Here is an 11,295-nt window from a genome sequence, read left to right as displayed (position 1 = left end):
GTCACCGAACCAATGCCCTATATTTTTATCATGAATCGTTTATTTAATAACATTCTTATTGACAAGACGTAGAAAAATGGCAACGAGGGTCTGCCAAAGTTTGGTGAACCAGTGGCCTTTGCCGAAAAAATTATCGGTCACGTACGTTTTAACAACTTTCTGCTTATCCATCTTTTGCTTGTCCAAATGAAGTCCTCCTTGACGATTCGTGTAATTTGATTTTAGTTATCATTACGATAATTAATATCATATCATGTTCATAGCGATAAACCAACATATTTTTAATTTTGGTTAAGTAAACGCTGATATAACAGCACTTATAAACTTACAAGATAAGTTTAATTGATGACCATTTTGATAGTTTCGATACTCAATCAGTTAAAACTTAAGTTAGAGGCTAATTATTGTACGATGTGAATTTTACGATGGCTTGCTTCTATATGAAGAAATACTAACCAAACGCTTGGTGCTAGTTGAAATTGTCGTTTGCCGGTTGGTTCCTAAAATGCTGGCACGCCATAGGTCACTTTGAAGCCGAAACTGATCTTCAAAAATGGCCTTGGCTTAAGTCTAATCAAGTACTCGCTAAGACCAACGACACGGCTGAATATTTTAGAAACCAACCTCCCGGCTAATTTTGTGGGTTAAATGATAACGATTCGGTAACTAACGTCGGGCGAACCAGAATTGGTAATTTAATCCAGCTCGCTCGGAGCGGTAATATTATTAGTGTTAACCAACAATAAAAGTTGCACATTCAATCGAAAGCCACTATTATAAAAAGATAACGCAAATTATACGGACGAATAGCGAATTGGTGGCGGTAGTTCTATCCGTGTGACTTCCGAGTATGCTAAAATGAGATAGTGAGTGTCTAGCTGAACTTGCCACTAATAGCGGTCGTCAGTGACATGACTAATGACCTTAACCGTTAAGAATGAAATTAGAAGTGAAGGGGAAAATAATGATTAAGCAATTTAAACCAACTTGGATGATTCCAGCAATCTATAATATTACACCGGCGCAACTGCATGAAAAGGGCATTAAAGCGGTCTTCGCTGATCTTGATAATACCTTGATTGCTTGGGATAATCCGGATGGCACCCCGGAACTAAAAAAATGGCTGCATGGGTTGCAAGATGCTGGGATTCCGCTAATTGTGGTCTCGAATAATTCACATGTGCGGATTGCCAAAGCCTTGCAAGCTTTAGATTTACCCTTTGTTTCGCGGGCCTTAAAGCCGTTACCATTTGGGATTCAACGGGCGCGTCACAACTTAGGGTTGCAACAAAATGAAGTAATCATGGTTGGTGACCAATATATCACCGATATGTGGGCCGCTCATACTGCGGGCGTGGCTAGTGTCTTAGTGCAGCCGTTAGTTCAGACTGATGCGTGGAATACACGAATCAATCGATTCTTTGAACGTTTTATTAAAGCACGGTTGGCCCATCGTTTTCCAGAAATGCATTTTCAGGAGGAACTTAAATAGTGAGTGAAGCACAAGAAACGTTATTTTGTATCGGCTGTGGGGCGGCTATCCAAACAACGGACCCCAAAGCAGCGGGGTATACCCCGGCATCAGCTTTAAAGAAGTCATTGGCTTCAGATGCGCAAGACTTGTATTGTCAGCGCTGTTTCCGGTTACGGCATTATAATGAAATCGTGCCCGTCGACTTGAGCGACGATGATTTTCGGCATCTATTAGCCACGATTCGTGAAGCGGATGCGTTGGTCGTCTATGTCGTTGATATCTTTGATTTGAATGGTAGTATCATTCCCGGGTTACAACGATTTGTTGGTAATAACCCAGTTTTATTAGTTGGGAACAAGGAAGACGTCTTGCCACGACAATTGCGGCGGACGAAATTACGCGAATGGATGAATCAACAAGTGCGGGCCCAAGGCATTAAGCCTGTCGATGTGGCATTGACCAGTGCTAAAAAAGGCCATGCTATCGATGATTTATTAGCCATGATTGAAAAATATCGGCGCGGTCGCGATGTTTACGTCGTTGGGGTAACCAATGTAGGTAAGTCAACTTTGATTAACCGGATTATTGCGAATAACACCGGCTTAAAAGACTTGATTACCACGTCACGGTTCCCTGGGACGACCTTAGATAAGATTGAAATTCCATTGGATGACGGTCATAAGATGGTCGACACCCCTGGGATTATTCATCCCGAACAGATGGCCCATGTCTTGAGTGGCGATGATTTGAAATTAGTTTCACCGCAAAAAGAAATTCGGCCTAAGAACTACCAATTAGGCAACGGTCAGACGTTATTCTTAGGCGGGGTTGCGCGGTTGGATATTGTGGATACCCGCAGACCAGCCGGTGTCGTCTACGCTGACAATAACTTAACGTTACATCGGACGAAGACCGAAAATGCCGAAAACTTCTATACGAAGCATGTCGGTGAGTTAATTACACCGCCAACTGGTGATGCCGTCGCAGACTTTCCACCATTAGTTCGGCATGAATTTAAGACGACCGAAATTAGTGATGTGGTTTTTGAAGGCTTAGGCTGGGTCACGGTTCCCGCGGAGACGCGCGTCGCTGGTTGGGCACCAAAAGGGGTCGATGTTTTAACACGGCCCGCAATGATTAATAAGAATTAGGAGAGTTTAATGGAAAACTTACGTGGTAAACAAAAACGGTATTTACGCAGTCAGGCACAACACTTACGGCCACTCTTTGCAGTTGGGAAGAATGGGTTAACTGACGAATGGTTAGGTCAATTAGTGAGTGCCTTAGACAAGCGCGAATTAATTAAGGTCAATATTTTACAAAATGCGGATGTGACAACTGATGAAGTCCAAGCAGCAGTTGAAGGCAATACCCCAATTACGGTCGTTCAAACGATTGGTCGGGTCTTAGTCTTATACATGCCATCAACTCACGCTGAATCACAACGACTTTCATTAGAAGTCGCCAAGATTTAGGGAGGAATTAAGGTTGCAGACGGTTAATCAAACAGCGACGAAAGTCTTAGCTGAAGTGGTGACCGATATGCCGCATAAGCGGGTCGGTATTTTAGGTGGGACGTTTAATCCCCCGCACTTAGGGCATTTAATCATGGCCGAACAAGTTGGTGATCAATTGGGTCTGGATGAAGTTCGCTTTATGCCAGATGCCCAGCCACCACATGTTGATGAGAAGAAGACGATTGCGGCCATTGACCGCGAGCATATGGTTGAACGAGCGATTGCTGATAATCCGCGCTTTAAGTTGGAAACAACGGAGCTAAAACGTGGCGGTAAAAGCTACACTTATGATACGATGAAAGCTCTCAAGGCCCAGCATCCTGAAGTTCAGTATTACTTTATTATTGGCGGCGATATGGTCGACTATTTGCATACGTGGTATCGGATTGATGATTTAGTCAAATTAGTGACCTTTGTCGGGATCAAACGGACGAAATATCCAACAACTAGCAAGTACCCGGTTATTTGGGTGGATGCGCCGGTGGTTGATATTAGTTCGACCCAGATCCGCCAAAAGATCAGTCACGGGCATTCGGTACGGTATCTCGTACCAGATGCAGTTGCTGATTATATTAAGGAGCATCATTTATATGAACAAAGTCATTGAGTATCAAGAACAATTAGTGCCGTACACCCATGCAGCGTTAATGGCCAAAGTGGCGGCCCAGTTAACTGACAGTCGGTATCAACACTGCTTACGAGTTGAACAAACTTCCCGTGAGTTGGCACAGGCCAATGGGGTTGATCCGGAATTAGCGGCGATTGCTGGGTTATTGCATGACTATGCTAAGCAACGTGCCGATGAGACGTTTATTAACTTGATTAAGACGCGGGGCTTAGACCCAGCACTCTTAAATTATGGTAATGGCGTCTGGCATGGGGTAGTGGGTGCCGAACTGATTAAAACGGAATTACACATTTATAATGAAAATATCTTAAATGCGGTTCGGTTGCATACGGTCGGCGCCCCTTACATGCCTAAGTTAGCGCAAATCGTCTTTATGGCGGATTTCATTGAACCTAACCGGGATTTTCCCGGGGTCGACGAAGCACGGCAAGTGACGGCTAAGTCTTTAGCTGCCGGGGTTCGGTATCAGATTCAACATACGCTCAATTACTTGGTTGAAAAGGGCCAACCGGTGTACCCACAAACGTTAGCCACTTATAACGCTTGGGTCGGCGGCATTGGCACAGTCCCATCAAATTAAACAAATAAAGGAAGATTATATGGATAGCAAAGCATTATTACAATTAACGATCGAAGCCGCGGATGACAAGCGGGCAGAAGACATTGTGGCCTTAGACGTCGCTGAAGTCAGCTTAATGGCAGATTATTTCGTCATCTTATCGGCTGATTCGAAGCGTCAAGTTCAAGCCATCGCTGATAATGTCGTCGACTTTATTCGCAAAGCCGGTTCTGACGTGAAGAGCGTGGAAGGCCGGACTGCCGGTGAATGGATCTTGATCGATTGCGGTGACGTGATCGTGCACGTCTTCCAAAAAGACGCGCGTCAACATTATAACTTGGAAAAGTTATGGTCCGATGCGCCACTAGTTGACGTTGATCAATGGGTAAACGCATGATTTATCAGACGTTTGCCGAATTATACGACGAACTCTTCGATCCAGCCATGTACCAGCAATGGCTGGATTTTGTGCGTCGTCAATTACCGGACCAATCAGGAGAGCTCTTGGAATTGGCCTGTGGAACTGGTCGGCTAGGGGTCTTATTGGCTCAAGCCGGCTACCACGTGACGGGGCTGGACTTATCCGAAAATATGCTGGCTTTGGCGCAACAACATGCCGAAGAAGCTGACGTCACGTTGCCGTTATTAGCGGGTAATATGCTAGATTTATCAGAAATCGGTCAATTTGCTGCGGTGACTTGTTTTGCAGACTCATTTTGTTATTTACCGGATCTCGAGCAAGTTCAGCAGGCATTCACGCAGGTTGCCACGCATTTAACGGCGGATGGCCGGTTCTTATTCGATGTGATTACGCCGCATCAGACTGACGATGTTTATCCAGGGTATATGTATAATTATCGTGATGAAGATCGGGCCTTTATGTGGACGAGTTATGCTGGGGAGACCGGGCATAGTGCGGAACATGATCTAACGTTCTTCATCTGGAATGATGAGAAGCAGGCCTTTGATGAAGTGAGTGAATTGCATCAAGAACGGACGTACGACTTAGCTGACTATCAGCGCGCATTAGCGGCTGCTGGATTTAAGCACGTTAACGTTACGGCTGATTTTGGTCAACAGGAACCCGATGCACAAACGACGCGTTGGTTCTTTGACTGTCAAAAGTAGGTGACCGAGTTGCGGGCAGTGGGATTAATAACTGAATATAATCCGTTGCATAATGGGCATTTGTACCATTTGACGCAAGCTAAACAGCGGACGGGTGCTGATTGTACCGTTGTTGTTATGAGCGGTAACTGGTTGCAACGCGGTGAACCAGCCATTTTAGATAAATGGACACGGACGCAATTGGCATTAGATGCCGGTGCCGACCTGGTGATTGAGTTGCCAGTCTTTTATGCGACACAGCCGGCGCACTTGTTTGCGCGGGGTGGCGTCGAACTGTTAACGGCGTTAGGCTGTGACAGCCTGGTCTTTGGGGCGGAACATCCAGAATTGGATTTCGGTCAATTGATGGCGGCTTTTCCTAATGGTCGTGAAGCGTTCAAACAGTACAATGCGACCTATGCGACCTTGTTTAATGCGGCTTTAAAGACCGCTACCGGGCAGGCACTGACTAAGGCCAATGATATGCTGGGCTTTTGTTACTACGTCGCTAATCAACATTTAGGTGGTCAGCTGAAGTTGGTACCAATCAAACGCCAGGGGGCCGATCATAATGATGATCACTTGACGGCAGACCAGTTTGCTAGTGGCACGGCGATTCGGCAAGCGGCGCGACAACACCAATGGGACGCATTAGCGCCCGTTGTGCCCGCCGCCACTTTGACGCAACTACAGACTCAGCATTTGACACAGTGGGCGGACTTTTGGCCGTACTTACACTATCAATTGCTGACGACGACCGTTGAACGGAGTGGGCAGTATGATCAGATGGCGGAAGGTCTCGAATATCGGTTGCGTGAGATGGCGCAAGGGGCAACTTCATTTACGGCTTTTTTGCAACAGGTTAAGTCCAAACGGTATACGTATACACGCTTGCAGCGGGTCGCCACGGCGATGCTCCTGCAACTAACAGCCACTGAGGTTCAAACGGCGCAAGCCCATAACTATGTCCGGGTACTGGGCTTTAACCAGACCGGTCAGACCTACTTGCATCAAGTCAAAAAAAGCTTAAACTTACCACTATATACGAAGATTAATCAAAAGCTGCGGTTACATGAGATGGCCTTGGATTATCGGGCCGGCCGGGTGTATGAATTAATTAATGGTCAGTCGCAAGATTTATATCGGCGCCCCCTAATTAAATCTAATTAATCGGGATAATATCGGTTGACGATACCGGCTTTTCTTGTTATGGTGGTGAACAGTGACGGGCATTTGCGCCTGTCAAGGAAAAAACATTGACAAAGGATTTTTACACAGGTATAATTTATCACGTTGCATTAGGAGGTTTTTAAATGAAATGGTCGTTAAGTCAGCTCAAAAGCTATCGCGATGAACCACTTCAGTTTGATGAAGCGTTGGATTTAAAACACTCCCTGATGACGCGTTATCCAGAAATCATCGATGTCCAAGCGACCCAAGTTAAGGGGATCTTGTCCTACGATCAGGGTAACGTGCTAATCTCAGCGAAGGTCAAAGCATCGTTAACGTTGCCATCGACCCGCTCGCTGACGCCAGTGGTTGTGCCACTGGTCTTTCAAATGGATGAATATTATGTGCCGCAAGGGACTGATCTGAAACGCTTCGATAAAGAAGATACGGTGATCATGTTGCCTGAGGACGATATTTTGAATTTTGATGTCGCTGTGGAGGATAATATTTTAATTCACATCCCCATGCAGATTCTTTCTGAAGCTGAGCAAAATGGTGAAGCCATGCCTGCCGGTAAAGGGTGGGAAGTTATCTCTGAAGATGACTTAGCCAAGCAAGCTGAAGAACATAAAACTGTTGATCCGCGTTTAGCTAAATTAAAAAACCTGTTCCCTGATCAGGAAGCCAAGGATTAGTTAGCTAGACCTATCATAAACTCACATTAAGTGAAAACTTATTTTTTTAAGGAGGTGTAGGTTGATGGCTGTTCCAAAGAGAAGAACATCAAAGATGCGTAAGCGCAACCGTCGTGGTCATATTAAATTGGCTACACCAAATTTGGCACCATGCCCAAATTGTGGCGAATTACGTGTATCACATCGTGTTTGCCCAAGTTGTGGGTATTACAACGGTAAAGAAGTCGTTAAAGTAAACAACTAATTTGATTTAGTTGCTGAACAGCCGCAGTGCGGCCATGGCGCATGCGACTTTTCATCTGAATACGATTTTAAAAACTCGCTTAGGCGAGTTTTTTTGTACACTTTTTTTGATAAGTGATTAGTATGAGCTTGCCACTCCGGGTGGGCCGCGCGCATGCTGGAACGTGGTGGCCACGTTTATGAGCCGAAGAGCGGTCTCATAAACCGGGCTTTGACTAAGCCTGGGAAAAATCACCCAGACTAAGTCAAACGACACCACTGAGCATGCGCGCGGCCCACCCTACGTTAAATTAGTAGTGATATGAGTTGGCTGATGTTTTACATGTGAGTTGCAAGTTTACTACTTGAGAACGATTAAATACATATTAATTTGAATTTAGAAGTTTCAGTCGAGCCAGAAAATGGTCGATTTATAAAAAAATAAAATTATTTTTCCATTTGTCGCCAAAATGACATATGGTGTCGCGGTGTTATGCTAAGATGACTTCGACATAAAAATATAACTAAAAAAGGAGTTAATCATTATGTTGAAATCGAAAAAATGGCTGACTAGTCTTGCTGTTGGGACCGCTTTAATGGGTGCTGGATTGGCGGTTGGGCTTGTACAAACACAGGTTGCTCAGCCAGTTGCGGTGCAGGCGAAGACTAAGATGAAGACGGTTAAAATTCCAAATCTTATTTATAAGGATGGTAAGACCCGTGCGTTTGTTGCAAAGGTACCATATGGGAAGACGACGGCAGTTAAACAACCGAAATATAAAGGCTATGTTGATATGAATGAAGGCACCATATCGGCAATTAGCGTTTATAAAGACGGTAAAGTTGGCTGGGGTGCAAATCACTTTGTTTTTATGAAAAAGCTTTCTGCTAAGCAACAGAAAATGAATGCTAAATCTAAGCAAGCTGTAACGATTCATGGCAAGTTACCCTATATTGTTAAGGGGTCTACTAAAGAACGGAAGGTTAAATATACAGTTAAAGGCTTAGTAGGTACTAGGGTTAGTATCAAAGCGCCTAAAGTGGCTGGTTATAAGAGTGCAAAAAAGAAAATCTATGTCGGTATCGTGGATAAAAAGACAGGCTTTACCGGGTGGAGTGAGCAAATTTATATTAAAAAATAGTCATTTAATGAGCACTAGAATTTAATCAAATAGTGAGGAGAGCAAATTAAATGAAACGGTTAGTTAGTCTATTAGGCGTCACGACTGCAATAGCGAGTGGCGCCGTGGTATTGGGCCTTGGCATGAACACCCCGGTAACCGCCCAAGCGGCAGTGAAGACCCACAAAATAACGGCATTGCCCAAAACTTTTCGAGGTCATTGGTACACGACTGGTGGCAAAATGTTTAACAAGAAAGTAAGCGGCAAGAAGTTTGGCAGGTCTAAGTACCGCAAAAGTAAGGATAAAAATTCCATGTCAGCGACTAGTGAACAGTATTTTACACCCTATAAGGTCAGTGGTGCTGGTACGCATAAGAATACCATCTATCTGCTAAATGGTGAGGGGATAAATACGATTCGGCGGACAACGATTAAGGGTAAAGCTGTGTTAATTAGCTATAATGAACAACAGCACGGCACTGGCTTTACAATCTATACCAAGTCAAAAAAGTCTAGTTTACAACGAAACATTGGGGGGTCTAACCCGTTTGGCATGGCTGTAACTAGTCGAAAGACGGCCAAGGAAAATCGGACCTTTTATAACAAGATTAATCCAAAGGTAAAGAAATATTTTGGTAAAGCAGTTGTGAAAGAACATGCCAGTGGCGGCAAAACTGGTATGTTTAAAGGGATTAATATCAACTCCTACTCGGCTTATTATTTTTGGGAACGAGTCGTCAACAACTAAATCTATGAAGGAATCGGGGATTAAAGATCCTCGATTTTTTTATTTTAAAGTCGGAATAAGTCACTTGATGAAAAAGAATTTCTTGAAACTTGATATTTTTTGAAACTTTTTTGATAAATCGTGACAATATTCTTTAATTAACATTCTTTTTTTGGTACGATAATGACGTAGTTAAATTTGGGAGGCAAAACATCTTATGAGTAATGAAAAACCACAAATTGGCGTCATTGGTATGGCGGTCATGGGTAAGAACTTGGCTTTGAACATTGAAAGCCGCGGTTACAAAGTTGCGATCTTTAACCGGACCGGTTCTAAGACTGAAAAGGTTGCTAAGGATCATGCGGACAAGCAATTAGTCCCAAGCTATAAGATTGAAGACTTCGTGGCATCCCTTGAAACACCACGTCGGATTATCATGATGGTCAAAGCTGGGAAACCAACTGACGCCGTTATTGATGAATTATTACCATTATTAGATAAGGGCGATGTTTTGATTGATGGTGGGAACACTAACTTCAACGACACGATGGCCCGTAATGCCCGCTTAGACAAGTCTGGCATTAACTTTATTGGTATGGGTGTTTCTGGTGGTGAATTAGGGGCCTTACAAGGACCTTCATTGATGCCAGGTGGTCAAAAAGAAGCGTATGATTTAGTTGAACCAATCTTGAAGAAGATTGCAGCTAAAGCGCCTCAAGACGGCGAACCATGTGTTACTTATATTGGTGAAAATGGTGCCGGTCATTACGTTAAGATGGTCCACAACGGGATCGAATACGGTGATGAAGAATTAATCGACGAAAGCTACAACATTATGCGTAATGTGGCTGGCTTATCCGTTGATGAAATGTCTGACGTCTTCACTGACTGGAACAAGGGTGAACTCAGCAGTTACTTAGTTGAAATCACCGCTGACATCTTGTCACGTAAAGATGATTTAGGCGACGACAAGACGAAGCCAATTGTTGACATGATCTTAGACCGTGGGAACAACAAAGGGACTGGTAAGTGGAGTTCCGAAGATGCCTTGAACGTCCAAGTACCACAATCAGTGATTACGGAAGCCGTTTATGCGCGTTACATCTCAATGATGAAGAACGAACGGGTTGCGGCTTCTAAGAAGCTAGCTGGTCCTAAGAACGATGTGAAATTACCAGCCAAGGAAGAATTGGTTGAAAAGATTCGTCAAGCCCTATACTTCAGTAAGATCATGAGCTATGCTCAAGGCTTTGAACAATTACGTTTCGCCGCTGAACATTACGGCTGGGACTTGAAGTTCGGTGAATTGGCACAGATCTGGCGCGCTGGTTGCATTATCCGGGCCCAATTCTTACAAAACATTACCACTGCATTTGATAAGAAGCCTGACTTAAACAACTTATTGATGGATGATTACTTTGCTGATATCGCTGCTAAGTATCAACAATCAACTCGTGACGTCTTAAGCTTGGCCATCCAAGCTGGCGTTCCCGTACCATCATTTAGTGCCGCTTTGTCATACTACGACTCATTCCGGGCTGAAGTCTTACCTGCTAACTTGTTACAAGCACAACGGGATTACTTTGGTGCCCATACCTACGAACGGACTGACCGTGAAGGCATGTTCCATTACACTTGGTATGAAGAACAATAAAAATCACGATTAATTGAAAACAAGCTTGAAGCGCACCTAATCACTAGGCACGCTTCAAGCTTGTTTTTTCGTTAGGGTTAAATTACCAGAATAGGCCACTTAAAATGGTTGTCGCCGCCACGCCCCAGTAATATTCAGAGGTTCGGGCTGTTTGGTTGTAGAGCGTTGTTACGGCTTGAATCGGGTGATTCATGTGGGCTCGCATGGCGTTGAGGGCAACGGCATTGACCCGTGAAGCGGTTAATAGGACATTTTCGTACTTAGCAAGTTCCATCGCACACCTTAATAAATGGGCGGCTAATTCAGTGTCTTTAGCGACCTCGGGATTATTATAGGCAACGCTAATTTGTTGCAATAGGTGCTCAGCTTTTGGATCTTTTAACATGGTCATCATCCCCCGTCTGACCAGAGTATAGCACC

At 44.2% G+C, this 11,295-nt stretch carries 15 protein-coding genes; 13 read left to right on the top strand and 2 right to left on the bottom strand.

The annotated features are described in order from the left end of the window. Positions 1-39: 39 nt before the first annotated feature. On the bottom strand, positions 40-186 hold the full coding sequence (locus FFM77_RS13970; protein ID WP_171001579.1) for a hypothetical protein: 147 nt from the start codon (positions 184-186) through the stop codon (positions 40-42). 778 nt (positions 187-964) lie between these two features. On the opposite strand from FFM77_RS13970, the gene FFM77_RS08130 reads away from it, so the two are divergent. The 13 genes from FFM77_RS08130 (at position 965) to gndA (ending at position 10,875) form a co-directional block, all read left to right on the top strand. Then, on the top strand, positions 965-1,492 hold the full coding sequence (locus FFM77_RS08130) for a YqeG family HAD IIIA-type phosphatase (RefSeq protein WP_137635268.1): 528 nt from the start codon (positions 965-967) through the stop codon (positions 1,490-1,492). Then, a complete protein-coding gene (gene yqeH / locus FFM77_RS08125; RefSeq protein ID WP_137635267.1) occupies positions 1,492-2,625 on the top strand; it encodes a ribosome biogenesis GTPase YqeH in 1,134 nt (377 codons plus the stop codon). The genes FFM77_RS08130 and yqeH overlap by 1 nt, the downstream gene beginning before the upstream one ends. A 9-nt stretch (positions 2,626-2,634) precedes the next feature. Next, positions 2,635-2,949, top strand: coding sequence for a ribosome assembly RNA-binding protein YhbY (gene yhbY / locus FFM77_RS08120; RefSeq protein WP_137635266.1), 315 nt, complete (start codon positions 2,635-2,637; stop codon positions 2,947-2,949). A 13-nt stretch (positions 2,950-2,962) separates the two neighbouring features. Continuing rightward, positions 2,963-3,598 carry a nicotinate-nucleotide adenylyltransferase gene (locus tag FFM77_RS08115; RefSeq protein WP_137635265.1) on the top strand — a complete coding sequence of 212 codons (636 nt, stop codon included), beginning with the start codon at positions 2,963-2,965 and terminating at the stop codon, positions 3,596-3,598. Further along, positions 3,582-4,199: a bis(5'-nucleosyl)-tetraphosphatase (symmetrical) YqeK gene (gene yqeK / locus FFM77_RS08110; protein WP_137635264.1), complete on the top strand. Its 618-nt coding sequence runs from the start codon at positions 3,582-3,584 to the stop codon at positions 4,197-4,199. The genes FFM77_RS08115 and yqeK overlap by 17 nt, the downstream gene beginning before the upstream one ends. A 19-nt stretch (positions 4,200-4,218) precedes the next feature. Beyond that, complete coding sequence (gene rsfS, locus FFM77_RS08105; RefSeq protein WP_137635263.1) at positions 4,219-4,575, top strand: ribosome silencing factor; 357 nt, start codon at positions 4,219-4,221, stop codon at positions 4,573-4,575. Beyond that, positions 4,572-5,306, top strand: coding sequence for a class I SAM-dependent DNA methyltransferase (locus FFM77_RS08100; RefSeq protein ID WP_137635271.1), 735 nt, complete (start codon positions 4,572-4,574; stop codon positions 5,304-5,306). The genes rsfS and FFM77_RS08100 overlap by 4 nt, the downstream gene beginning before the upstream one ends. 9 nt (positions 5,307-5,315) lie before the next feature. Continuing rightward, positions 5,316-6,455 (top strand): nucleotidyltransferase, encoded by a 1,140-nt coding sequence (locus FFM77_RS08095; RefSeq protein ID WP_137635262.1) that lies wholly within the window; start codon positions 5,316-5,318, stop codon positions 6,453-6,455. A gap of 143 nt (positions 6,456-6,598) precedes the next feature. Further along, positions 6,599-7,150, top strand: a complete 552-nt coding sequence (locus FFM77_RS08090) for a YceD family protein (RefSeq protein WP_137635261.1) — start codon at positions 6,599-6,601, stop codon at positions 7,148-7,150. A gap of 64 nt (positions 7,151-7,214) precedes the next feature. Further along, positions 7,215-7,394 (top strand): 50S ribosomal protein L32, encoded by a 180-nt coding sequence (gene rpmF, locus FFM77_RS08085; protein WP_137607429.1) that lies wholly within the window; start codon positions 7,215-7,217, stop codon positions 7,392-7,394. A 523-nt stretch (positions 7,395-7,917) separates the two neighbouring features. Further along, positions 7,918-8,514 carry a hypothetical protein gene (locus FFM77_RS08080; RefSeq protein ID WP_137635260.1) on the top strand — a complete coding sequence of 199 codons (597 nt, stop codon included), beginning with the start codon at positions 7,918-7,920 and terminating at the stop codon, positions 8,512-8,514. Positions 8,515-8,564: 50 nt separating this feature from the next. Then, positions 8,565-9,242 (top strand): hypothetical protein, encoded by a 678-nt coding sequence (locus FFM77_RS08075; protein ID WP_137635259.1) that lies wholly within the window; start codon positions 8,565-8,567, stop codon positions 9,240-9,242. Between the two features lie 196 nt (positions 9,243-9,438). After that, positions 9,439-10,875, top strand: coding sequence for an NADP-dependent phosphogluconate dehydrogenase (gndA, locus tag FFM77_RS08070; protein WP_137635258.1), 1,437 nt, complete (start codon positions 9,439-9,441; stop codon positions 10,873-10,875). An 82-nt stretch (positions 10,876-10,957) separates the two neighbouring features. Here gndA and FFM77_RS08065 read toward each other — a convergent pair whose 3' ends face one another. Next, the gene (locus tag FFM77_RS08065) at positions 10,958-11,260 is read right to left on the bottom strand and encodes a bacteriocin immunity protein (RefSeq protein WP_137635257.1); all 303 of its coding nucleotides are present in this window, start codon (positions 11,258-11,260) and stop codon (positions 10,958-10,960) included. Positions 11,261-11,295 lie beyond the last annotated feature (35 nt).

The sequence above is a fragment of the Lactiplantibacillus songbeiensis genome, assembly GCF_005405125.1.
Classification (GTDB): Bacteria; Bacillota; Bacilli; order Lactobacillales; family Lactobacillaceae; genus Lactiplantibacillus; species Lactiplantibacillus songbeiensis.
The sequence above is the reverse complement of the archived record's forward strand: the minus strand, read 5'-3'. Positions and strand labels throughout refer to the sequence as shown.